Origin of the sequence: Hyphomicrobium sp., assembly GCF_019753045.1 — a bacterium.
In the GTDB taxonomy this organism is placed as follows: Bacteria; Pseudomonadota; Alphaproteobacteria; order Rhizobiales; family Hyphomicrobiaceae; genus Hyphomicrobium_B.
Genome location: NZ_JAIELN010000008.1, coordinates 110,755 through 134,067 on the forward strand (window position 1 = coordinate 110,755; position 23,313 = coordinate 134,067).

Annotated in this window: 22 protein-coding genes; 11 read left to right on the plus strand and 11 right to left on the minus strand. The window is 58.0% G+C overall.

Features of this window, described 5'->3' with window-relative positions:
- Window positions 1-9 precede the first annotated feature (9 nt).
- Together K2Q04_RS10625 and K2Q04_RS10630 are read right to left on the minus strand one after the other, a co-directional pair.
- Window positions 10-714, minus strand: a complete 705-nt coding sequence (locus tag K2Q04_RS10625) for a response regulator transcription factor (RefSeq protein WP_291163030.1) — start codon at window positions 712-714, stop codon at window positions 10-12.
- The gene (locus K2Q04_RS10630) at window positions 704-3,067 is read right to left on the minus strand and encodes an ATP-binding protein (RefSeq protein ID WP_291163033.1); all 2,364 of its coding nucleotides are present in this window, start codon (window positions 3,065-3,067) and stop codon (window positions 704-706) included. The genes K2Q04_RS10625 and K2Q04_RS10630 overlap by 11 nt, the downstream gene beginning before the upstream one ends.
- Before the next feature lie 512 nt (window positions 3,068-3,579).
- Here K2Q04_RS10630 and K2Q04_RS10635 point away from each other — a divergent pair.
- Window positions 3,580-4,104, plus strand: a complete 525-nt coding sequence (locus K2Q04_RS10635; protein WP_291163036.1) for a nucleoside deaminase — start codon at window positions 3,580-3,582, stop codon at window positions 4,102-4,104.
- Window positions 4,105-4,113: 9 nt separating this feature from the next.
- Here K2Q04_RS10635 and K2Q04_RS10640 read toward each other — a convergent pair whose 3' ends face one another.
- Window positions 4,114-4,794 carry a hypothetical protein gene (locus K2Q04_RS10640; RefSeq protein ID WP_291163039.1) on the minus strand — a complete coding sequence of 227 codons (681 nt, stop codon included), beginning with the start codon at window positions 4,792-4,794 and terminating at the stop codon, window positions 4,114-4,116.
- A 418-nt stretch (window positions 4,795-5,212) separates the two neighbouring features.
- Here K2Q04_RS10640 and K2Q04_RS10645 point away from each other — a divergent pair, with 418 nt between their 5' ends.
- Window positions 5,213-5,602: a hypothetical protein gene (locus K2Q04_RS10645; RefSeq protein WP_291163042.1), complete on the plus strand. Its 390-nt coding sequence runs from the start codon at window positions 5,213-5,215 to the stop codon at window positions 5,600-5,602.
- A gap of 40 nt (window positions 5,603-5,642) precedes the next feature.
- Here the strand turns inward: K2Q04_RS10645 and K2Q04_RS10650 are convergent, their stop codons facing one another.
- Window positions 5,643-7,388, minus strand: coding sequence for a carboxylesterase family protein (locus tag K2Q04_RS10650; protein ID WP_291163045.1), 1,746 nt, complete (start codon window positions 7,386-7,388; stop codon window positions 5,643-5,645).
- A 441-nt stretch (window positions 7,389-7,829) separates the two neighbouring features.
- On the opposite strand from K2Q04_RS10650, the gene K2Q04_RS10655 reads away from it, so the two are divergent.
- Window positions 7,830-9,452, plus strand: coding sequence for a carboxylesterase family protein (locus K2Q04_RS10655; protein WP_291163280.1), 1,623 nt, complete (start codon window positions 7,830-7,832; stop codon window positions 9,450-9,452).
- Between the two features lie 73 nt (window positions 9,453-9,525).
- On the opposite strand, the gene K2Q04_RS10660 is transcribed toward K2Q04_RS10655, so the two are convergent.
- Together K2Q04_RS10660 and K2Q04_RS10665 are read right to left on the minus strand one after the other, a co-directional pair.
- Window positions 9,526-10,194, minus strand: coding sequence for a response regulator transcription factor (locus K2Q04_RS10660; protein ID WP_291163048.1), 669 nt, complete (start codon window positions 10,192-10,194; stop codon window positions 9,526-9,528).
- The gene (locus K2Q04_RS10665; RefSeq protein ID WP_366935751.1) at window positions 10,191-11,582 is read right to left on the minus strand and encodes an ATP-binding protein; all 1,392 of its coding nucleotides are present in this window, start codon (window positions 11,580-11,582) and stop codon (window positions 10,191-10,193) included. The genes K2Q04_RS10660 and K2Q04_RS10665 overlap by 4 nt, the downstream gene beginning before the upstream one ends.
- 257 nt (window positions 11,583-11,839) lie before the next feature.
- Here K2Q04_RS10665 and K2Q04_RS10670 point away from each other — a divergent pair, with 257 nt between their 5' ends.
- From K2Q04_RS10670 to K2Q04_RS10690, 5 genes are all read left to right on the plus strand, one after another.
- On the plus strand, window positions 11,840-12,574 hold the full coding sequence (locus K2Q04_RS10670) for a MotA/TolQ/ExbB proton channel family protein (protein ID WP_291163283.1): 735 nt from the start codon (window positions 11,840-11,842) through the stop codon (window positions 12,572-12,574).
- Window positions 12,571-13,236, plus strand: coding sequence for a hypothetical protein (locus K2Q04_RS10675; RefSeq protein WP_291163054.1), 666 nt, complete (start codon window positions 12,571-12,573; stop codon window positions 13,234-13,236). Before K2Q04_RS10670 ends, K2Q04_RS10675 begins: the two co-directional genes overlap by 4 nt.
- Window positions 13,233-13,832 (plus strand): hypothetical protein, encoded by a 600-nt coding sequence (locus tag K2Q04_RS10680; protein WP_291163057.1) that lies wholly within the window; start codon window positions 13,233-13,235, stop codon window positions 13,830-13,832. The genes K2Q04_RS10675 and K2Q04_RS10680 overlap by 4 nt, the downstream gene beginning before the upstream one ends.
- 74 nt (window positions 13,833-13,906) lie before the next feature.
- Window positions 13,907-14,143: a hypothetical protein gene (locus tag K2Q04_RS10685; protein WP_291163060.1), complete on the plus strand. Its 237-nt coding sequence runs from the start codon at window positions 13,907-13,909 to the stop codon at window positions 14,141-14,143.
- Window positions 14,143-15,651 carry a sodium:solute symporter family protein gene (locus tag K2Q04_RS10690; protein ID WP_291163063.1) on the plus strand — a complete coding sequence of 503 codons (1,509 nt, stop codon included), beginning with the start codon at window positions 14,143-14,145 and terminating at the stop codon, window positions 15,649-15,651. Before K2Q04_RS10685 ends, K2Q04_RS10690 begins: the two co-directional genes overlap by 1 nt.
- Before the next feature lie 35 nt (window positions 15,652-15,686).
- Here K2Q04_RS10690 and K2Q04_RS10695 read toward each other — a convergent pair whose 3' ends face one another.
- From K2Q04_RS10695 to K2Q04_RS10705, 3 genes are all read right to left on the minus strand, one after another.
- Entirely contained in the window at window positions 15,687-16,475 is a 789-nt protein-coding gene (locus K2Q04_RS10695; RefSeq protein WP_291163066.1) for a molybdopterin-binding protein, read from the minus strand.
- Entirely contained in the window at window positions 16,472-17,332 is an 861-nt protein-coding gene (locus K2Q04_RS10700) for a cytochrome b/b6 domain-containing protein (RefSeq protein ID WP_291163069.1), read from the minus strand. The genes K2Q04_RS10695 and K2Q04_RS10700 overlap by 4 nt, the downstream gene beginning before the upstream one ends.
- A 90-nt stretch (window positions 17,333-17,422) precedes the next feature.
- Window positions 17,423-17,716: a pentapeptide MXKDX repeat protein gene (locus K2Q04_RS10705; RefSeq protein ID WP_291163072.1), complete on the minus strand. Its 294-nt coding sequence runs from the start codon at window positions 17,714-17,716 to the stop codon at window positions 17,423-17,425.
- A gap of 228 nt (window positions 17,717-17,944) precedes the next feature.
- On the opposite strand from K2Q04_RS10705, the gene K2Q04_RS10710 reads away from it, so the two are divergent.
- Complete coding sequence (locus tag K2Q04_RS10710) at window positions 17,945-18,442, plus strand: DUF2165 domain-containing protein (protein ID WP_291163075.1); 498 nt, start codon at window positions 17,945-17,947, stop codon at window positions 18,440-18,442.
- A gap of 181 nt (window positions 18,443-18,623) precedes the next feature.
- Here the strand turns inward: K2Q04_RS10710 and K2Q04_RS10715 are convergent, their stop codons facing one another.
- Window positions 18,624-19,406, minus strand: a complete 783-nt coding sequence (locus K2Q04_RS10715) for a DUF4239 domain-containing protein (RefSeq protein ID WP_291163078.1) — start codon at window positions 19,404-19,406, stop codon at window positions 18,624-18,626.
- A 600-nt stretch (window positions 19,407-20,006) separates the two neighbouring features.
- Here K2Q04_RS10715 and K2Q04_RS10720 point away from each other — a divergent pair.
- Both K2Q04_RS10720 and K2Q04_RS10725 read left to right on the plus strand, forming a co-directional pair.
- Window positions 20,007-20,903 (plus strand): MurR/RpiR family transcriptional regulator, encoded by an 897-nt coding sequence (locus K2Q04_RS10720; protein ID WP_291163081.1) that lies wholly within the window; start codon window positions 20,007-20,009, stop codon window positions 20,901-20,903.
- Between the two features lie 292 nt (window positions 20,904-21,195).
- Window positions 21,196-21,957, plus strand: coding sequence for a TorF family putative porin (locus tag K2Q04_RS10725; RefSeq protein ID WP_291163084.1), 762 nt, complete (start codon window positions 21,196-21,198; stop codon window positions 21,955-21,957).
- A gap of 125 nt (window positions 21,958-22,082) precedes the next feature.
- Here K2Q04_RS10725 and K2Q04_RS10730 read toward each other — a convergent pair whose 3' ends face one another.
- Window positions 22,083-23,291 (minus strand): diaminopropionate ammonia-lyase, encoded by a 1,209-nt coding sequence (locus tag K2Q04_RS10730; protein ID WP_291163087.1) that lies wholly within the window; start codon window positions 23,289-23,291, stop codon window positions 22,083-22,085.
- Window positions 23,292-23,313 lie beyond the last annotated feature (22 nt).

Below are 23,313 nucleotides of genomic sequence, written 5' to 3' on the forward strand. Positions count from 1 at the left end.
CCGGTGAGCTTAGCTCCGCGTAGCGAGTTCGGTGCGGTTGCGGGCTCCGAAATGCGAAAAGAGAGCCGCAAGGTGGATCTTGACCGTGCCTTCGGCGATGTCGAGTTCGCGCGCGATCTCTTTATTCGAAAGGCCCCGGCGGACACAATCCAGGACGTCGCGTTGTCGCGGTGAAATGGCTTTGTTGGTGGCTCCACCGCCGGGGTCCCGCTTTGCGGAAGGCGCATCGGAGCTCGCGTGCTTTGCCGTATGTTCGGCATTGCCCGACGTCATAAATCGCGGCACGAAAACGCGGCCATCCAGAATGTCTTTCAATGCGCCGACGATCTCGTCATCCGCCAGTGATTTCGGCACGTATCCGTTGAGTCCCATCGCCACAGCTTTGACGACGTCGTTGCGTTCTTCCGATCCCGACACGATCGCAACGCGAATGCTGGGATAGGCCTCTTTCACCACGCGTAGGCCCTCGGGTCCCGAGATTCCCGGCATTGCCAGATCGAACAGAGCGAGCTCGACGTTTGGTGTTTCTGCAAGGCGATCGAGCGCAGCGTCAAAGGACGACGCTTCGATGACTGAACGAAACCCCATTCGATCGCGCAGCAAAAAGCCAAAGCCGGACCTGTAAAGTCCGTGGTCGTCGGCAACTAGAACCGTATCGCGTTGGGGCACCGGCATCGCCTTTTCTACATTGGTTTTTTCCAGATTAGCTGGCACTTGCATTTGCTCCGTACTCGGCATTGAAGCCATTCAGCGAAACTTTATGAGCGTTGAGAATTGCACTCAGCGTGGCAGCGATAAGCTCGGGATCCGCCGGCTTTGTGAGCCATGGTCTGCCTGATTTTGCCAGGACCGCCAGGGTAGCAGAATCAGTGCCGCCGGAAAGGATCACAGTGGGAATATCCGTGTTCGTTCTAGCTGCCATGCGTTTGATGAATTCCAGTCCGGTCTCCGATCCTCTCAGATCGAAATCGAGCACGGCTGCATCGATCGCGAGCCCCTTGCTGAGGCCCTTCTCGGCTTCTGCCGCCGTTTGGTAGCCGAATGCGAGATTGCCGCGATCTTCAAGGTCGCGCATCAGGGCTGCGACGATGAGGGGATCGTCGTCGAGAACGAGTATTCTCATTCCGTGGATGGCCGTCTCGGACTTGGGGGACGGTTCGGGCCGGTGCGCGACTTCGCGGATGCTGCTCTTGGGCAGTACGATCGTAAATCGGGAGCCGCGCCCGCGCCGGGAGGCTACGAGGATCTTCATGCCAAGCAGCTCAGCGTAGCGGCGCGCGATCGAGAGCCCGAGACCAAGTCCATCGTTGACGCCATAGGCGCGCTGATCGGCGCGTGAAAATTCTTCGAATATTTTCTCGCGCCGTTCGATGGGAAACCCGGGGCCGGTGTCGAAAACGTCAATCACGCGTTCTCCGTCCCGTTCGCGCGCAGCGAGTATGACGCCGCCGTACTTCGTGAATTTCAAGGCATTTGAGACGAGGTTACGGATAATGGTTTCGAGCAAAGCAGCATCCGTTTCGATGATCCAGTCGCGGGAGCGGCTGAGAAACTTCAATCCGTTCTGCTCGGCTTCGACTTTCGAGCCGACCGATATCCGCTCGATGATCTCGCTGACCGACACAGAGGTTTTAGCCGGATCGATCAGCTTGGCGTCGAGGCGTGAGATGTTGAGAAGCGCATCGAACATGCCCTTCAATCCGCGCAGACCTTCCTCCATCTGAGCAACCAGCGTCGTCGCTTCGTTGCCGCTGACACGGCGCGCAAGCGCACGCGCGAATAGTGTCAACGCGTGCAGAGGCTGACGGAGATCATGGCTGGCCGCCGCGAGAAAGCGGGACTTGGCTTCGGTCGCGAGTTCCGCTTCGGCTTTGGCGCGCTCAAGGCCGATGTTCTGTTCAGCGAGGCGCTGCGTTCGTTCCTGCACCTGAGTTTCAAGGGATTGGTTCGCGGCCGCAAGGGAAGCTCGTTGGGCGTCGAGCTCCTTGACGAGGGATCTGAGGGATTGCGACAGGACACGTGCTTCTTGGTATCCGCCAACCTGCGGAAACTCGAGCTTCTGCCCGCGCCGCAGGCCTTCCGCCGTATCAGCAAGCTGGAGCAGCGGTTGCGAGAGCTTGCCGGCGAGTATCCAAGCCAGAAGAGCGGCAAGCGCCGCGACGATGCCGCCGCAGATCAGAATCGTTGTCTGCAAACTTCGCACAGGTGCGAACGCGAGTTTCTGATCCTCCCGCACGAGGACGATCCAGTGCAAGCCGGGATAAGACCGATAGCCATCGCTTTTTGAAAATCCCGTCACGTATGATGTGTTGTCCGGCCATTGTTCGACGGCAAAGCCGGCATCGCCCGGCCGGGCGGCCCTGATGCTCGGAAGATCCAATGTTTTGCCGGTTATGTCGTCCGGACCAAAAAGGACGCGCCTTGCTTCATCGAGCACAATGACGTCGGCAGGAATTGCATCTTTCATGCTGCCGAGAAGGGTGTCGCGAACTTCTTCCGCCCAATCGGAGCTCAAGGTTGCGCCAAGGACACCGAACGTTGACTCCGTGTCCGAGATCGGGACTGCGAGATCGATAAAATCCGATGTCGTGTGCCCGTCTGTTGGGGACGGACCGCGGTCGGACCGGGCCGGGAGTTTGACGTCACCAACATATGGTTCGTGTAGTCCCTTTTTGAACCAGATCTGATTGCTGACGTTTTGTCCTTCGTATTCTCCGCGAGTCGAGCTCAGGATTTTGCCGCTTTGATCGGCAAAGCCGATCCAGGAATAATCGGAGTATGCGGTTTGAAACCTTTCAAGTGAGGCGCGCAAAGCCTCCGGCGTGTCGGTCTTTTGCAAGATCTTGCCGATGGCTGCCATGTTGTCGAGGGATTGGAGGCGCTCGAACATGGCGCGATCGAGCTTGTCTTGCATTTCGTCCGCCAGCAACGCCAGCGATTGACCGATCTGGTGCTCAAGGCGGCTCACGGCATCGCGCCCGATCACGTAGGACACGGCAATCGTCAACAAAAGTGAGACTAGGGAGATCGCCGCCGCAATCAGGACTTTCAACGAAACGCGCCGCATCGGATCTCTATCTTCTTTCCGCTAGCTGCACTTAGCCTCGAACCTAATCAAGGCGAATATCAAGCGGGATTTGCGACGCGCCCCCGGCGGGTGCGAAACACCGCAGCCCTCGCCGCAAAGCCGGTTGCTTGGCAATAGACCATCCGGCCTAGCAAATGTTCATTGACCTAGACCGCCGGGCTGAATGGTGCCGGCAATTCATCCGGAGCAAACATAATTTGCCAAGCGGATCCATAGCCCTATCGGTATTGGTCTCTCACGTTAGGCGGATCCGCTTTTTCGCAAGCGAGCGCCGTCCCTCACCCCCCACCCAAAGCGCCGCTTTCGATAGCAGGGGCCCGGCTTACCCCCCAAGCCGGGCCCCGTTGTTTGCGCCCCTTCGCCGTTTCTTAATTCGTCGTAAGCTGGCGCTGCCAGCACGAAACCGGCTTTCTGCCGAAAGCCTCGATCCGATTAATGCAAAATAAGTCTAAAAGCGGTTAGGGCCGTCATCGACAACGTGGGGAAAATAAATGCATCGGCGAACCGTGCTTCAAGGTGGAATGACGCTCATTGCGGCGGCGATGGCAGGCTCGGGCAAAGCAGACGCGCGCCAGACGGCCGTCCTGCCCGAAGATGATGTTTTCATGAAGCTCGCCATCGAGGAGGCGGCGAAAGCGGAGTTTCCTTTCGGCGCGGTCATCGTCAAAAACGGGGAAGTGATGGCGCGTGGGCACAACCGGACGCGCGCCGATAGAGATCCGACCGCACACGGCGAAATGGTGGCGATCCGGGCTTTTCTCTCGGCTCACGGCCCCGATGTGCTCCAGGGGAATACGACACTCTACACCTCGGGCGAGCCCTGCTGCATGTGCATGGGCGCGATCCTGTGGTGCGGCATCGGACGGCTCGTTTATGCCGCGTCGGTCGAACAACTTTCGACGAAGATAGGTCAGATCATGCTGTCGGCAGAGGATGTCGCGTCGAAAGCGCCCTTCGTTTCAATCGACATCGCCGGACCCGTGCTCGGCGAGGATGCGATGAAGTTATTCAAGTAGAGCCGGTTGCTAAGACAGACGCTTGCCAAACTTGCGATCGGCGACTGTCGCACCGAACAGCGCCATTGTTACGAACTCGCGGGCTGCCCGCAGAAGCTGCCTTCGAACATTCTTGGCTTTCGCTTTAGCCCGGGCGCTGTCGTGGACGATCGCGGAATTTCCCGGGGCCTTCGACCATTCCAGACCGCGATGCGTGTCGGGAAGCGCCTGAAGGGATGTGCCGACCGTTCTGGCGATCGCTACCATCAGCAGAATTTCATCGTTGTTCACTTCAGCTCGCCGGCAAAGCTCCGACCAATTGTCCAGCAGCTTGGTCGCCCCGGCTGTCGGGCTCCATACCGTCACTCTTGACGTGGGGTAGAGCCTGGCCATGCGCTCTCGTATTTCATTGAAGGCCAAGCCGACGTCGGCGCTAATTGCGAGCCCTGATGCTATGGGTTCTTTGATGCTGCAGTCGACGTCCATGCTGACGATCGTCTTGCCGGGGTATTCCACCCTCGCGCGCTTTATGTAGACGGGCTTGAGCAAGGTCGCTGCGTGCCACTCAGCAGGCGTTGTCGCGTAGAGGTGGTGCGGAATATCGAACTTCGACAAATCCTCGGCCAGGCGCGCAGCCAGCGGTCGATAGTCCGGCGTGAAAAATCCAATCACAACGTAACTGTCATTCGTCCCGCCGATGATGTCGGTCATGACCTGCCCCCGGCTACGTTCATTGCCGATTTCTCAGATTTTGTGGTCGAAGAGTCCCCAGAAGACGCGGGCCAGCCGAAGCAACGCGACGCATCCCCGACCGGCATATCGGCCGCGGCAGCGCACCGCAATTCGCCTTATGGCCTAGCTCTTTCGCTGGTTGCCGATCCTCGAACATCAGGTCTCGGCGCCGATCGGCACGATTGTTCTACCCGGGGGTGCCAATGGCCGCGGCGCTGGAGGCGCGTTTCTCGCGGCAGCGATCTTCGGCGTCGAGTCAAATTTGCCAAAGCATTTTTACAATTTGTTTTGCGCGTTCCGCGCCTCCGCTCCTCCGCTCCGATCACCGGCGTACGCGTCGCGGGACGATGCTACAGTCGGAGCGGTGCGACGGCTCTCATCGCTGAAGAGGTGTGCTGTGGGCGATATAACGAATGTGGGCTTGATGGTCGTCATCGGCGTCGGGACGGCCGTCGGAGCTTTCGCCGGGATGGTGTTCGGTAATGCGATGGACCCCAACGCGCTCCTCGCAGTCCTTTCCGGCCTGACAGGTACGGTGGCTGCAGCGGTGTCGCGCAATGCGCTGGTCGAACTGGGCTTCGGCGTCGGCGAGTTCGAGCAGGCGTTACCAATGCCCGTCTTCATATTTGCTATTATTGCCTCGATCTTCGGAAGTCTGGCAGGCCTCGAAGTTGCCGCGCTTTCGAACGTCCTTTTGCCGGTTTACATTGGCGCACTCGCGGGTTTGTTTTCGTCGATCCTGACGGCACTGCTCGTTATTTCCTATCATATGCCGACACAAAAATAGGGCCGCGTTGAAGCGGCCCTAAGTTGCTCGAGACCTCAAATTACTGCAGCGGATACAGCAAAACCGTATCCCAGAAATCGCAATTGTACGTAGCGCGGTAGCTCGAGCGTCCGTTCGTCGAGAGAGGAATGTCCTGAACGAGGTAGCTCGCGTTGCTGCCTGCGTATTTCGGCCAGGGCGAGTTCCCCGAACCGTTCGGATTGCCCGTTGCGGCGAAGTTGGTCCACGCGGCAACCAGCTGATCGGAGAGATTGCTTTCCGTCTGATTGAGATCGCGAGGCATCCCGGTCGCTTGGTCCAGGTTCACGCCGAGCTGGCCGCCATGCCAGTTGTTGAAGAGGAACTGGATGTCGATCGTGTGCGCGGCGTTCGGTTTGAAGCCTGGCATTTTCGGGAAGTAGTAGGGCGCGTCGGAGTAGGTGAAGTCATAGGCGTAGGTAGGAATCTGTGGCGCCCAAAGATTCAGGACGTGATCTGCCTGACATTTCTGCGCATCCGTCGTCACCCTATTGTAGGCTTTCATCGGATCGTTGCCGTAGGCCGACAACGGATACTGATTGAGAACCGCAGTCGCCGTTCCTGCCGGATAGGCCGGCGGTGCGCCACCGGGACCAGCGTTGCCTGAGTAAGTTTTCGTAACCGCGGCCGTGTATTGATCCGCTGTCATTGGTACCTGAGGCGGTCCGGAGAAGTACTCGGTAATGCTGATACCGAAATTGCCTTCGTCGCGAACGCGGCCGCCCATGGTCGGCATCTTGTTATACTGTCCGGTGGTCCACGCCTTTTGGGGAGCAATCGGAATAACTGTGCCGTCAACGAAAGGACCCGTGATGTAAGGCCCGTTGGCGTTCGGCGTGCCCTGGAGCTGCAGAATTCTTGCGGCCGTCAGATCTCTGAGACACGCAGCTGCCGGCTTGCCCGAGGTCGTGGGACATCCCGCTGCGGCAGCAAAGTTCTGCCCGTTTGTTTGGGCCGTAGACGCTGCCGGGAGATTGGGCAGAGGTCCGCTCTCATAAATTGCCCGGCTGAAGAGATTGGCCGAGAACGGCGAGAGGACGTTCGCGCCAGTGTCAGTTGCGCCCGCCGATTGTCCGCCAACAGCCACTTTATTCGGATCGCCTCCGAACGCCGCGATATTGCGCTGAACCCAGCGAAGTACGGCTTGAATATCCATGATGCCGTAGTTGCCCCACAGATGTCCTTCGCTGTTCAGAGCCGGATGCGAGAGATATCCGAATAGTCCCATGCGGTAATTCAGAGTGACGACAACGGTCTCTTTTCCATCCGGGCCGCCTTGGGCAAGTTTCGTACCGTCGTAGTCATTCGATTCACCGTCGACGTTGCCGCCGCCGTGAATCCAAACGATGACGCCCTTCTTCTTATTGCTGTTGCCGGTCGTGAAAACGTTCAGATAGAGGCAGTCTTCGGTGGTGCTCGTCGGGCCCGCGAACGCACCGAGTTCAGTGACTTGCGGGCAGGTGTTGGCGAACTGCGTCGCGTCGAGCGTTCCTTTCCATCTGCTTACAGGCTGCGGCGGCTGCCAACGAAGCTTTCCGACAGGTGGCGCGGCGTAGGGGATGCCCAAGAAAACGTTGACGCCATTCTTCGTGTATCCTTGCACCTTCCCGTCGGTGACGGAGACTGTGGGGCCGCCCTTTTTGTTGCCGTCGGAATTGTCGTCGTGCGCGAATGCCGGCGTGCATGCGATACCTGCAGCGGCTAGCGAAAGCGCAAATGCGCGTCTGCTCCATGCGCTGTGGTATCGCGGACTATAAGATCTACTCATGTTTCTGCTCCTTGGCGTTTTTTTGATTCTCCGAATGCGATCGTTCGCGCTCGCCGACAGAATTTTTCGGCGAGCAGGAGCAGCGAAGCGCGGTTTCAGAAACATTGCTCGGTGTGAGGTGTACTGAATCTCTCCGAGAGCGCACAGCCGTCCAAAAAATTGCGCTGCGCTGCGCGCTCTTCTTTGAGAGCGACTCGATTGGTGAAGCGCGAGTGCGTGCACTCATTGACGAGATCGGTACGCTCTGAACGTAGCCGCCATTTTCATTTCATCGGAAAACTGATCGTCCCGCTTGCGGGCACATGATCCCGCGCCGACGCCCAAGTGCCGGCGCCGCGCTATTGGCTGCGATCAACCAAAGAAAATTTTGATATGGGAGTAATTGCCTTGATCAAGTCTTCCGATTATCGGGGGCGCCGGCCCCTTTCGTCGCCTCTCTCCATGTTTGCGCGAGGCATTTGCGTGGCGTCCTTCGCGGCATTGACGTTTGCCGGAGCCGCCCTGGCGGACAATGATGGACCAACGGTCAGCACCGGCGATGGAAACGTTCGCGGGTTCAGCAAGAACGGCGTCAATATTTTCTTGGGCATCCCCTACGCCGCGCCGCCGGTCGGAAAACTTCGGTGGCAGCCGCCGCAAGCTATCAACAAATGGAAGGGCATGCTCGACGCGACGCAGTTCGCCAATACATGCCCGCAGGTGACGGAGCTCGGCGCCTTCGCCGGTCCGTCCAGCACGACCGAGGATTGCCTCTATTTAAATGTCTTCACGACGGGGAGCAGTCACAACGGGAAGAAGAAGCCGGTCATCGTGTGGATCCACGGCGGCGGCAATATCGACGGAGAGACTGTCGATTATGATGCAAGCAAACTTGCGCAGGGTGGGCCGGACGGTGTCGCGTCGGTCGTCGTGACGATCAATTATCGCTTAGGCGTGTTTGGCTTCTTCTCGCATCCTGCAATCAATGGCGAAGGCCATCTCTGGGGCAATTACGGCGCTCTCGATCAGCAAGCCGCGCTTCGTTGGGTTCAGCGCAACATCGCGTCGTTTGGCGGAGATCCGAACCGGGTCGCGCTCGGTGGCCAGTCCGCCGGCGCTGTCGACACGGGAGTAAACCAAGTGTCGCCCTTGGCGCACGGGCTCTTCAACAGAGCTATTTATCAGAGCTCGCCGGGCTTCTTCTCGACACTTCCGTCGGCGAGCGACGCGCTGACGAAGGGCAAGAATTTCGGCACCGCGGCAGGATGCTCAGGATCGAACGCGGCGGCTGCAAATTGTCTGCGCGGATTGACAGCCGCTCGCATTCTTCAGCTCCAGGGCACGCCGAATGCCGACGGACAATATACGTCGGGTCCTTTTGTCGACGGAACGATCATCCCTTTGACGCCGCAGCAGGCATTCTCGAGCGGCAGGTTCAACAAGATGCCGATCATAGGTGGCGCGGTGAAGGACGAGTTCACGTTCATAACCGGCATTACGGAATACTTCTCGGGGCCGCCGCAAGCTCCGATGACAACGGCGCAATATGCGGCGGCGGTCACCGGCCCTGCCGCGGCACAGTATCCGCTCTCGGCATACGGCGGCGATCCGATGCTTGCTTACGAACGGTTCTTGACCGATCCGAACAAGTGCCGCGAACTTCACGTCGTGCAGCTGTGGGCGCCTCAGGTGCCGACTTATGCCTACGATTTCACCTATCAGAATGCGCCGTATTACTTTCCAAAAATGCCCGGGTTCAAACCGCTCGCCGCGCATACGATCGATATTCAGTTCGTCTTCAATAACTGGCACGGCGGGAATTTGGGTGTGAACCTCGACCAGAACTCCGGTCAGCCGCGAGAACTCAATCAGCAAGAAACCGGCCTGTCCGACCAGATCGTTGCGGCTTGGACGAACTTCGCGGATAGCGGCAATCCCAACGGCTCCGGAAATTCGCCTTGGCCGAAATTCGAAGGTGGAAGCGCCAAATATTTCGTCCAGGACATCCCGCTCTCGACAACGTCGATTGCGAACTTCAGAGCCGCCTACAAGTGCGATTTCTGGGATACGCAGTTGAGCTATTGATGATGCGTGCCGATGCAATGGTTGGTGGGGCCACTGCCATTGCATCGGTTTCTGCTCGTGAGGCAAAGGCAATCTACGACGGCTGAACTTCAAATCTCGCGTCTTCGATGGTGACGAGACCAGCGCTCACGGCAAGCCAGACGAGATGCGCATCGTTTTGCGCGCCGATCTTGCCTTTGATCGCGTAGTGATGATTGCGCACTGTCTTCGTGCTGAGATTGAGCATCTCGGCGATAGCCTCGCTCGTCAGCCCTGAGGCCAGAAGGCGAAGTATTTCGGTTTCGCGAGGGCCAAGCTGGTCGATAACGCGCTCGGGTCCCGCAAGGCGATCGCTTGCGATGGCTCGCGAAATATCTTCGCTCAAGAAGCGGCCGCCGGCCGCGACGGCCTTCACAGCCTTCACCAATTCTCCCGGAGCACTGCTCTTCGTTACGTAGCCGGATGCGCCGGCTTCGAAAGCCTTGAGCGCGAATGCGACTCCCAAGTGCATCGTGAAGATCAGGATCTTGGCGTCTTTGTCCCACTGACGAATGTGGCGCACGCCTTCGAGACCGCTCGCGCCCGGCAGCGTCAGGTCCATGACAACGACGTCCGGCCGGTGTTCCTTGTAGGCGCGATAAGCCTGCTCGGCGTCATCGGCCTCAGCGCAAACGTGAAGTCCATCCTGGCGTTCGAGCAACCGATGGTAGCCTTCACGGACGATCGGGTGATCGTCCACGAGAAGGATCGTGACCGCACTCATGCGGTTGCCTGACAGAAGGCCATGCCATTGGGAGCGCCGAACACCGGGATGATGGCTGCTACGCGCACACCCTTCGCGGCTTTGACGATGGACAGGCTGCCGCCAAGTGCTGCTATGCGTTCGCGCATTCCGAGAATTCCGTGGCCGTTACCGCGGCTGATATTGCTGGCGTCGCCGCCACCGTCGTCTTCCACGGTCAGGCTGATCGTGTTGCGCGCAAGGCCGACATGCTCGACCCTCAGGCGTACCTCCGTCGGCGACCCATGCTTCATCGCATTGGTCAGGCACTCCTGAGCGACGCGGTAAATGTCGATCGCTACCTGCTTCGGCAGCGCAGTCATTTTGCCGATGACGTTCAGGCGGACGACAGCGCGGGACGCAGACTGCGTGTTGTGGTCCGATACAAGCTGGCGAAGGCTGGCTTCGAGCCCGATCTCATCGATATTCTGCGAACGCAGACGAACGAGCGCTTCGCGAAGATTTTCCATCATGCGTTGTTGGGCGCGGGTGATCGCGCGCGCATCTTCGATGAGATCCTGACGGTCGGACGGGGATCCCGCTTCGATGCTGGCCGCGAGGGCCGCCGTTGCTGTCAAGCACTGGCCGAATTCGTCGTGGAGATCGCGTGCGAGCGCGCGGCGCTCCTCCTCCTGGACTTGAAACAGCCGGGTCGTCAGTGCCGTGCGTGCCGAGTTCGTGCGCTCCAGTTCTTCGGACAGGTCGTTGACCGCACGGGCGATCAGATTGAATTCGGCGGTACGGAACCGCGGCAGCCGCCACGCAAGGTCGCCTTGCTGCAATTTTCGCAATCCCTCGATGATGGTCCGCGCCGGGATCAGTGCATGCCCGATCATAAGCGTAGTGAGGACAGCTATTGCTGCCGCCATCGCCATAGCGACGCCAACGACGATCGAGACTTGATGCCAAGAGAGACGGAGCGCGGCTTCCGGCTGAGCGGCGGACAGGACGTATCCTGCATCCTTGTCGCGGATGGAAAGATAGCGCTTTTGCTCGACCTGCGGACCAAAGAGGAAACCATACGTTGCCGCGAACCAGGCAGGAGCGGGCTCGCCGAGCGCTTCGATTTGACTGCAGAGTTGACGAGGATCGACGCCGGGCGGTTTTACCATTACACAAATTCCGGGCGAAACGATGCTTGCGGTCGCTAACGTTTCCCACTCGGGCATCGGCAGCAGCGTCTCCCTGCTTACGCCGTTTCGCCATACGAGTTTTTGCCAGTAAAGCGCTGCGAGATGCTGACTGACGCGATCCGCGGTTGCCCCTGTTTGAGCGTCGATCGAGCGATGGGCATCAACCATGACCCAGCCGATTGCGCCAGCCAGACACAACAGCACAACGGCCAAAAGGCGTCCTACGAGGCGGACCATCAAGTTCACGGCTTAGCTCCCCATGTTCTGCGCCGGCTGATTTGGCACCGACAACAGCGTTATTGGCAATAGCCTAACCCATTGTCGGGCATTTTGCCCAACGTCTCGCGTGGCCTGTGCCCTTTTCGAAAACGTCGTGTTGCCTTCAGTTCTCGACCCCGGATGGGGCTTTAACCGGCGTGGGAAGTGTGAACTTGGAATATCGTGGGGAATTTCGAAAGCTTCTTGGGGGCGACCCTCAGGACGAGACGCCGGCATTGTTGCGACGCACGCCGCTGCTGTACTGGATGATCTTCACCGGCGTGACCCTTTTCGCAGCGGTTCTGCTTTGGCATTTCGGGCTGATCCAGCAGATGGTCGTCAGCGACCGCACACATATCTCTTCGTTGATCGGGGTGCTCTATATCGGGGCGTCCCTGCATTGCCTCTGGCGGACCATCATCATCTCCCGCGAAGACGATGCAGCTCGGCGGGCAGGCCAACTGGTGGCCGCAGACAGCCGTCTTCTCGCTTTTCATGAGAACGCTGCGGGCGTCGCCAACGAACTCCCGAAGGGCCTCGTCACGTCGCATATTCGCAATCTGGCGACGAAGGCCGGTCTGCAAGGAGGCGGTCGCCTCGATCAAACGCTCCTTCTGCGGGGACTGGCGGGACAGTTGCGGGGATCCAATCACTTCGGGTCATTCGCCAGCGATACGTTGATGAAGCTCGGACTGCTCGGAACGATCGTCGGCTTCATCATGATGTTGGCTCCCATCGCCGGCCTCGATGCCGAAAATCGCGTGGCGCTCAAATCATCCATGACGCTCATGGGCGACGGCATGGCGGTCGCCATGTACACGACGCTTGCGGGTCTCGTCGGGTCGATCCTGATCAAAATACAGTACTACATGCTCGACGACGCCACGAACCGCGTCTTCAACCGCGCGGTCGGCATGACCGAGGTTCATGTCGTCTCGGCCCTCGAACGGCAATCGGCGGGAAGCAAATGATCGACGAGTTTGATCTCGCTTCGCGCGACGAGCCGTTCGATCCGTTTGGCGTGATGCTGTTCAAGGCGCTTCAGGTCATCGCCTTTCTGTTCTTCATCACGCTGCTGATGGTGGCGCCGGACGCGAAGAGCGGCAAGGTCGACACCAAAGCGGAATTTCTCATCACCATTTCGTGGCCGGACAACCATCCCGACGACGTCGATCTCTTCGTGCAAGATCCGCTCGGACATATCGCCTTCTATCGCCGGCGTGAGGCGGGATTCCTGGTTCTCGATCGCGACGATCGCGGTGGCGCGAATGACTTCATCCTTGTCGGGGACACGAAGGTGAATTCGCCGATCCGGCAGGAAATCGTCAGCATCCGCGGCATCGTTCCGGGCGAATATACAGTGAATGTCTACCACTTCACGGCGTCAACCGGAAAACCGGTGCCGGTATCGGTGAAGGTGGAGAGGCTCAATCCCACCGTGCAGGTCGTGCACTACGATACGATTGAACTCAACGGCAGCGGCGAAGAGAAAACGGCCGTTCGCTTCACGATGGATAAAGAGGGCCAAGTTACCGGCGTCAACCGCGAGCAGAAGTCATTGTTACGCGAACTCGCCTCGTTCAACGGCTCGGTTTGGACCGGCATGGGCATGGACAAAGGCGACGGCAAATGAGCCTGCAAAGCGAAATTCTCGGATTGGCGCTCGCATATGCAGCGCTCGGCGTTCTGCTGCTGATCCTGCTCACGCGTACCAATCTGTCGTTGCGTGCCAAGGCTGGTGCGGTTGTTGCGATGAGCGCTCTGTACGTCGTCGTCTTCTTCAAGCTTCAGGGTCTGCTCGGATGGTCTGCGTACGAAGGCTTGCCACCGCGATTTGAATTGTTGTGGGCGCGGGTCGTCGAAAGCAATGTCGTCAACAACGAACCCGGCGCCATCCATCTATGGGTCGAGGAACTGGACGAGAAAAATCGGCCGAGCCTCGTGCCGCGCGCGTTCGTTCTGCCCTATTCGGCGGCGCTCGCGCAGAAGGTTGAAGCGGCCAAAAACGAGCTCAAGCTCGATCACCATCTGTGGGGGAAGCCTAAAGACTTCGGTTCGGGCGGTGGTCAAGACAATCCCGGAGGCGCAGCTGTTCGCACGGGCGGCGGTATCGGAGGAGATCCATCCGGCGGGGGACTTCTCGATTCCAAGTTTCTTGGCGGCGGTGCGCCTGCCATCGAATTCGCGCCTTTGCCCCCGCCGACGTTGCCGCCCAAAGACGCTCCGTGATGTTCGAGGTGCGGTAGCTTCGGCTTTCACAATTAGGAAGTGCCCATAAAAATAAAAATGAGGGAGTGCTCGCGGTGTCCGACGACGGCAAGACCAATCCCAACAATCACGCAGCTTGGATCATAGGATGGTTCATTCTCGATGCAGTCGTCGCGCTCGCTCCACCGATTTACTGGGCCTTTGACCGCAACAGAACCGCGATCCTTGGACTGCCGGCCGTCGTGACCTACTTCGTTGCCGTAGCGGTTTTCATAACGGCGAGCATCGTAGCGGCTTATCTGGCTGAAGCCCGTTCAGGGAAGGCCGGCTGATGCTCATCACATTCGGCGCAATCGCAATATTCTTTGCTGTCATCATCGTCGTTCTGCAGCTCAGCGGCATCAAAGACCGCGATTTTACCGACTATGCGGTCGGCGGGCGCTCTTTCGGCGCGCGCTATCAGGCGATGTCGTTCCTCAACACGTGGTATCCTGGTGCGATGTTCACGGCGTTCGGCGGCATGGCCGCGAGCGCGGGCGTGATCTCGTTCTACGTGCTTTCCTACAGTCTGCTCACCGTCGTCCTCATGTACTTGATGGCGAAGCCTGTGTGGATTTGGGGGAAGACGTTCAATCTTCGCACGCAACCCGATCTTCTGGCGTTGCGTTTCGGCTCGCGTCATATCCGGACGATTGCCGCCGTGGTTGGCATCATTTCCGGCGTGCCTTGGCTCGTGCTCGGCATGCAGGCGCTCGGTACGCTTTTCCAGCATATGTCACTCGGCACGCTGTCGTTTGCTGAAGCCGTCATGCTTGGCGTGGCCGTCATCGCGCTCCGGCAGGTTTGGACCGTGCGCATGGGAATGCGCGGCGTCGTCATCTCCGACATGGCGCAGGGCATCGTCGCCTACATCATAGGCAGCGCCGTGCTGATCGGCCTTATCGTGTGGATGGTGCTCGCACGCGGCATCTCGTTCGACGCGCTCGATCAGAAGATGTTCGCCATACCCTCCGTCGGTTCGGCAGAGGGCCCGCTATACCTTTTCAGCCTGATCCTGACGGGCGCGATCGGCGGTTGGTGCTGGCCGTATATCTTCGTTCGCCTCTTCACCGCCGATGGTGTGGAAAGCCTGAAGAAATCTGCGGCGCTCGCTGTTCCGCTGTCGCTCATCTTTGGCGTCGCGCTGCTGATATTTGGAATGCTGGGGTCGCAAGTTCCAGGCGTTTCGGCGCATCCCAATGACGTCTGGTTCATTGTCAGCAAGGAAGCCGGAGGGCTTTGGCTTCTCGGATTGGCGGGCGTGATCGTGCTCGCGGCCTCGATGGGGCACACGGATGGTAACATTCAAGCGACGGGCGCGCAGATCGCCAACGATCTCGTCGGCAACTATTGGCAGCTCGGCGAGCGTCAGCTGATCGTCATCGCCAAACTCGGAATGCTCGCATTGACGATCCTGTCGTCGTGGCTCGCCTGTCTGGAGTTACCCGCGCTCTTCTCGCTTGCTGTCCTTGCTTATCAGGGCATCATCCAACTTGCCGTGCCGCAGTTCCTCGGCATCTTCTGGAAACGGGGCAACAAGTACGGTGCGATTGCTGGAATGGTCGTGGGGTTCGTCGTTGCGGTCGTTCTTGAGCTTGGCTATCCGGGTTACCTGCCATGGGCATACGGGCTGACCTCGGGAGCCGTCGCGCTCGTCGTCAATCTGACGATATACGTCGCGATGGCTTACCTCATTCCCCAATCTCAGGCCGAGCGGCGGCGCGTCGAAGAGCTGTTCGATTTGATCGAAGGGAAGCGTTCAGCTGCTGCGGTTTCGAAAGGCGTGCGAGAGCCGGCATAAGGTCTAGGGCCGTGCTGCCGCACGGCCTGGGACATCTAGATGCCTGCGTACCAATCGTATCCGAGGTCTTCCCAAAATCCGCCCTTGCCGCGGCCCATATGGGCGAAGCTATCCACGAGTTCGATGGTGTGAACATACTTTGGCTGTTTGTAGCCGAGCGCGCGCTCGATGCGGACGCGGATCGGTGCGCCGTTGGCGACGGGTAGACTTTCGCCATTGAGCCCGTATGCCAAGATCGTCTGCGGATGGCGCGCGTCGATGAGATCGCAGCTCTCGTAGTAAGGAACCGCGCCGGCGTTGTCGTCGTACTTGTCATAGCAATGAAAGACGACGTAGCGCGCGTTCGGCTTCAGGCCGGCTTCGTCAAGAATGCGAGAGAGCGCCGTGCCGGTCCATTTGGCAATGCAACTCCATCCCTCGACGCAATCGTGCCGAGTGATCTGAGTTCGCGATGGCATGTTCCGCAGCTCTGCCAGCGAGTAGCTTCGCGGCCGCTCGACGAGCCCGGTTACCGCGAGGCGGTAGTCAGCAAACCCGTTGCCTTTGAGCGTCAAATACTCGTTCGTTTGCGGATCGGTCGATCCGTTGGGACGCTGGCCCTGGCGAATCTCGGTCTCGGAATATTCCGGTGCGAGCGCGCCGTTGCGGATCAGCAGCCGCTGGGCGTGGTAGGTGAGATCGTTTGCCTTTTCGAGAACGGCGCGCGCGTGGCTGTCGTTCTGGCTCAGGAAATCGAACGCATCGCAGCCGCCGAGAACCAGCGATGAAGCCCCGGCGGCGCCTGTAACCAAGAGCTTGCGGCGGGTCAGCATGATCTTGCTCATGGCTTCTTCCCTTCATTCGCGATCTTGTCGGGGCCAATGGAAGGGCTTGTGCGATACCACCCCGTTATCATCGAGCGCAGTTCGTTGAATGGACCCGCCAACAAAACCATCAGGACGTGGACGAAGAAGAACAGGACCAGCAGGAACATCGCGAGGAAGTGGAGCGTGCGCGCGGTCTGGCGGCCGCCGAACAGTTCGACCAGCCAGGGAAATCCCGCGTCAATACCTGGGCTCATCGTCAGTCCGGTTGCGATGATCAGCGGAAACAAGACGAAAAGGACGGCGCAGTAGGACAGCTTCTGGAGGACGTTGTAGCTCTCGCCGTGATGAAAGCGGAAGCGCACGTGGTCTCTGACGTCATTCGGAAAATTCTCAAGATCGCTGCGCGTCGGTGCGAGGTCGCGGCGCAGATGGCCGTTGGCGAAACTCGCTGCCAGCCAAACGACAAGTGTCGCAACGAGCAGCCATGCAAAGAAGAAATGTACGACTCGCCCCGTCGCGAGATCCCGGTAGGACGGAATCGTGAGCGCTGCCGGAATACCCCGATAGTTTGGGTCGTCCGCAGGGCCGCTTACGCCGAAGACACCGGTCGTATTGAATTCGTGTCCAAGGATGCTCGTCCGCCCCTCGGGGCCATGAGGTGTGTCGACGGCACGCATGCTCAGAACGGCGTTATCGTATCCGAAGCCGCTCTGATTGCCGATGTAGAGCGTCGGATGGGCATTGAAAATCTGCAGCCCCGACAACAGCAGAAAGAACAAGCAAACAGCCCACGTCCAGTGAGTGAGCCGCGTTATGAGGGCCTGGCGGTAAATTAGCGGTCCTTGCGACGCCGTGCTTTCATGAGCGATGGACATTTGCTCTCCGCATTTTACGAGGGCGGCCACGATCAGGGTTCCGCGCTTCGCCCCGATGGGGGAAGCGCGGAGCGGTGAACCTCAGGAATCTTACTTCTTTTCCGGAGCCATCGAGTCATGGGCCGACTGGCCCATGGCGTCAGATCCCATACTGTCCTTCTTCATCGCGCCTGAACCCATGGCATCTTTACCCATGCTGTCTTTGTTCATCGCGTCGGACCCCATACTATCCTTTTTCATTGCGGCGGAATCCTTCGTCATGCTGCCGCTTTGCATGGCATCGCCGGCTTTGCTCGTGGCATCGTCGGCAAAAACGGGGCTCGCCAGCGAGCCTGCAGCGGCGAAAGCGACTGCAAGTGTGATACTGCGAATGGGTAGGGCCATGCCTAATTCTCCGGACCGGCGTGACCACCCGGACCCTATGGCCGGCATGCACGCTGCCCTCCGTTGTTCGATGGCGGCGGGGCGATGGTTACATCGGCAATAAAAAAAATCGGGCGGGTCGAACTCTCGGAAATCGTGGGATAGTTAAGGCGAAGGCAGGCATTTCATGTCGGGCGAAGACCGGCTTTCCTCTCACGGGGAGAACCATCGAATGCGGGGAACAAGCCAATGCTCATAACGCGGTATGCCAAGATCACAATGTGTTTTGCACTTGGCGCGGTTTGTCTGTTGATCGCCTTCAACAACGTCACGGACTACGGGACGAACTACGTGTTCGTGCAGCACGTGTTGAGCATGGACAGCACGTTGCCCGACAGCACCCTCAAATACCGCGCGATTTCAAATCCTGTCTTATGGGAAGTGGCATACGCGGCGATCATAACGGCGGAGGCTCTGACAGGCGTTTTGTTCGTTAGCGGAGCGGCAGCACTTTGGCGCGCGAGGCGCGCGCCGGCCGAGGAATTCAATCGTGCAAAGGGTTATGCGATTGCGGGGGCTACGCTTGCGTTCCTCGTCTGGTTCTTCGGCTTCATGGGCATAGGCGGCGAATGGTTCGCGATGTGGGGATCGCAAACGTGGAACGGCCAACAGGCAGCTTTCCGATTCTATATGACGATGCTTGCGGTGTTGGTTTTTCTAAATCAGCCCGATGCCGATTTGGAGTGAGGGTAACGACGCTCTAACAGCCTTCACGTTGGCTGCCTCTTTCGCGCGGCCGTCGGCAATCCGCTTACGCCGAATGTTATTGAGCTGGATGACATCAACACCATCGTCAAGAAGTAGCGCCTTCCCAAGGGCTGTGCCGGGATCATCGAGCCGTTGAAAGCATTTTCCGCGGGGCCAAGCGCTAGGTGCGATGGCCGAAATCCGTGAGAACCCTGCTGAGTGGTTCGCTATCGATGTGTACAGGTCCGGTGAAGGGATGATCGATTGAAATGATCACAAGAAGTCCCATAAAGACGATCGTCGATAGGATGCCTGTCATCAAAACTTGAGCGCCAAGATTTTCGGTTCCAAAGAAGAATGTGAACCCGACAGTGAGGATCGCGCCAAATACTAAGACGAGCCACAAAACGCTCGGCATGATGCCGTCGGCGAGCTGAATTCTCGTTCGCCGAGATTGGGTAAGGGCGTCGAGCTGTTTGAACATCTCGGTATATACCGCCGACGCCCCTCCGTTTGCGCTGCTTGCGCGAATTGCCGCCAGATAAAGATCATCGAGTGATTTTCGCACATCGTCGCTCGCCTCCTCTCCGGCCATTCGCGGCCAATCTTTCTCGATCGCGAGACCCAAGTAGTTGCTAAGCGCATTCCGCAACGCAACCGCGTCAGGTGCCGGACCTGGAGAGAGTCGATAAATCGTTGCGGATGCTCCCGCTTCTTGGAGGACAGCGGTTTCGGCATCGCTAAAGCGCTCCCAAACGACGATTACCGCGAATGCCAGAAGGACCGCGTAGATGACGCCGACGGTCGCGAATTTGAAGCCGGCAATTTCATTGTTCGACGTCAATCGCTCCAGTCCGACTCTGCGTCGGACGAGCACTGTGCCGATCATCGCGGCTGCCGTGGGAATGATAACGACCAGGAGGGTCCCGAGCCAAAGAGGGAGTGAGGACAGGTAATGCGACATGACTGATTTCCCCGACAGGCGCTGCGGGGACAATAAGCATGGCCACGCGTAATGCGCATCTGCTGCGCGGTGACTTGGGGGTGATCTTCGGATGGGGGCGGAAGCCGTGGATGCGCCTGCGTAGCACTTTCGCGGCGGGACTAGTTTGCCGCTGAGCGCCCGCCAGACGAAATTCTGCGGACACCGATACATGCTAAGCTATTGATTTCTTTGGCGCGCTGAAGATGATGAAGATGAGAATTTTGACATTTCGGTCAGCTTGGCTCGCTGGGCAGAAGACGTCCAATAACTACCCAGCTATGACCCTAGTTGTAGCATTCCGCTAAAGGAACGCGGCCGACGCTGGTGCTGTGAAAGCTGAGACCCGAGCCGCTTCCGGTGCTGCAATGGGCACAAGCCATGAAAAAAGATGTGCGAACGGCAAGTCGGCTGGAGATCGAAGCGAGGTTTAGGCTAAACACCTAATTGCAATGGTACAGATGTGCACCTCATTGCGATCGAGCTCACACCCTTTACGTTCTACGGTTGGGGTGGCAAATGGTTCGGTGGCACATGAAATTTCTTCGGGCCATATCCATTTCATTTTTGGGCTGTGGACAGATGGCCGATTCACCAATTCGCTCAGACGATGCTTCTCAGGTTCTTGAGGCGTTGACCCGGTGCCTCGAAGATCTGACGCCTGAACTAAGGAAGGCTGCCACACATGTATTAGAGAATTCGAGCCTCATCAGTGTCAGTTCGATACGGGAGATGGCGCAGCGGGCTGACGTCAGCCCGAATACTCTCGTTAGAATGGCTCGAGCAGTTGGATTCGAGCGCTACGAGGACTTCCGCAGGCCCTTTCGGGACAAGGTCATCAATGGTGACGATCCCTTTCCCGAGCGCGCATCCTGGCTAAAGTCCCTATCGAAAGGCGGCAAGCTCTCGGAATTGTACACAGGAATGGCCACAGCGTCGATAAACAACATCGAACGGCTATTCTCTGAAACGAATGCCCGCGCGATCAAGGGAGCTGCGGACGACATAGTCAAAGCTCAAATGACGTATGTTTTAGGAGTGGGCATCTTCAATGCAATGGCTATGAATTTTACGCACCTGGCGGGTATCGCCTTGGGGTCAGTGATTGCCATCCCACGCGATGGCTTATCGCCGATCGAAGGGATCGCTCGTGCGGAAAAAAGAGACGTGCTTCTCGCGATGGCATTCAGGCCTTATCGGCGCGATGTCGTACAAGCTGTTGCGCTTGCAGTTTCGCGAGGCGTCAAGGTCATCGGCATTTCCGATAGTCCTGCCGCGCCGATCATGGCGCGGGCAAGCCATCGATTTGTGGTTCCAACGGATCCATCGCAGTTTTTTCCCTCTACCGTGGCCCTCGCCTCTCTTCTTGAGACGATTATTGCATTCGTTGTTGCTGGATCTGGGCCTGAAGCGGTGACCAGAATGGAAGAGCTGCAGGAGCGCGACGACGACCTCGGTATCAATTGGAATGAAGATTGAGCGCCGCACGGGTAGCGTTGAGACCGGATGCCAGAAACTGGATCTGGCCAACGAGGCATTTCCGGAGCGGCAGATTATTAGACTAAGAACCTTCGCGCCGAGTGCCTGACGCGGCGCCTTTCTGATTCTCGATGCCTCTTTCCTGAGCAGCTGAACTCGATGATGGCAATTGTTGCGGGAAGATCACGCATCTCGCCATGAAACAAATGTGTTTTCATTTGAATTGAAAAAAACATTTGTATTATTATGATGAGGCTACGTCGCAATCGAATTGCACATGACGGGGGACCAGATGTTTGAACGAGAAGTGGGGGCTAAGATAAGTGCAGTCGCTCTGGCGCTGTTTGGCCTAGCCGGCAACGCGTCGGCAGACGAGGCGAAGTTTGGATACTCACTATCGATAACGGGATCGAGCGATTACATTTTTCGAGGTATCTCTTATACTAGCCAGGCCCCGACCATTAACGTCTATAACGAGTTCACTTACGGTATTGCATATCTTGGCCTTTGGACGTCGACCATCAATTACGGGACCCTCGGGCCTTACGAACAGGATATCTATCTGGGGCTTCGGCCCGTCACAGGTCCCATCAGCTGGGATCTTGCGGCGCAATATTACATTTACGGCAACCGCGACCATGGCCAGTTCGGATCGGTATTCGACACTTCCTATCTGGAATTCAAAGTCGGCGCTACGGCATCGCCGGTCAAAAATCTGATGGTGGGCACAAATGTCTTTCTGATCCCCGATCAAGGGTACGCCGCCACGAACAATCTCTCCTTGGAAGGTGCTGTCTCCTATGATCTTCCGCAGATTGGAGAGTTTTCACCGTCCGTAAGCGGCCTCATCGGCTGGTCCCACTCCGGAACGAACAAATATTATCCGACAGGCTATTGGGAAGGCCTTCAGCAATACACCTACTGGAATGCCGGTCTTAAGCTCACCGTCGACAAGTATTTCATGGATTTTCGCTACTGGGGCACTTCAATCGACCACAACGACATCGCCAGCGACAGATTCGTATTTTCGGCCGGTGTTAATTTGCTCCCCTAACCGCGCTTCAGAATTTTAAACCCGGCCGGGCAAGAGGCGATTCCCTCGCCTGCCTCGGAGAAAGCCGCTGCGTGCAAAACCCCGCGCAGCGGCTTTTGAGATTCCGAAAGCTCCGCCTTTCGTACTTATATGCCGTCACAAGGCAGTCCGGCGGAGACGACAAGCGGTGAAAGGCCTACAATCTGATTGTAGCGCGATAAGTCCATTGCACCTTCTGTGTTGACCACGAGAATGCGGGAATTGGAATTAAGCTCGATCCGGCTGCTCAGGGAGGCATCTTGCGCCAAGCGAATAAGACCCGCGAGTCCCACGCCCCCACTTTCGCCAGCAACAATCGCTGGATCGTTTCCCATCGGCTTTGCCAATTGATTCATTGCCGAAATCGCGTCGTCTTCTTTGACAATCATGAAGAAATCGGCCTGGCGTGAAAGGATACGCCAAGCGAGGTGAGATGGTTCAAAGCATTCCAGCATCGCCATCACGGACGGCGCGTTACCAGCAATCTTATGGATATTTCCTTTGGCGGCGCTTGCATACAGGCAAGCGGCTCGTTCCGGCTCGACGACGATGATTGTCGGCCGTTCCGCGCCAAGAGTCGTGGCCAAGTGACCGGTTATGGCGGCAGCCAAGACCCCGATCCCCGCTTGGACGAAGATGTGGGTTGGAGCGTTTGGGATTGTGCGCATCGCTTCGGATATGATCGGCACGTATCCTTGCATGATGAACTTCGCGGCGTGTTCGTCGCCGGTTCCGGATAGATCGGAAACTAGAATGGCTCCAGATCGAGCGCAGGCCCGCGCTGCTTCAGCGAGCGCTTCTTCATATGGGCCGTCTACGCGAATGACATGAGCTCTCCACCGTTCAATCGCGGCTATCCGTTCTTTACTGATGTTAGCGTGGACAAACACGACAGCTTTTGCGCCCACAAGGTGGGCGCCGTAAGCAACAGCCAATCCTTGGTTCCCCGTGGTCGCACAGCCAAAGACCATCTGCCGTGCAATATCTCGAACACTGCGCGTGTGAAGCTCGCTCACATTCACCGCGCGCCCCAATTGCGATGATGCATTTTCGAGTACCAAACGAATTATTGCATATGAGCTGCCGAGGGCTTTGAAGCTCCCAGCGTGCAGGCGGTGACTCTCGTCTTTAATATAGATTCCATCGACATTTAATTTTTTTGCGAGAGCCCCAAGCGAATAGAGCGGCGTAGGCTTGTGATTTTCTCGAAGTTCAAGAAAACCCTCCACTTCGGCGGCCGCCTCTGCGCGGAGTGCTTCTGCGTCCTGCGCGGTCAGCGGCCTTCTATATTCCGGTAGTTCATTACGTATCAGCATCCCTGTGTCCGTTGTGACATGC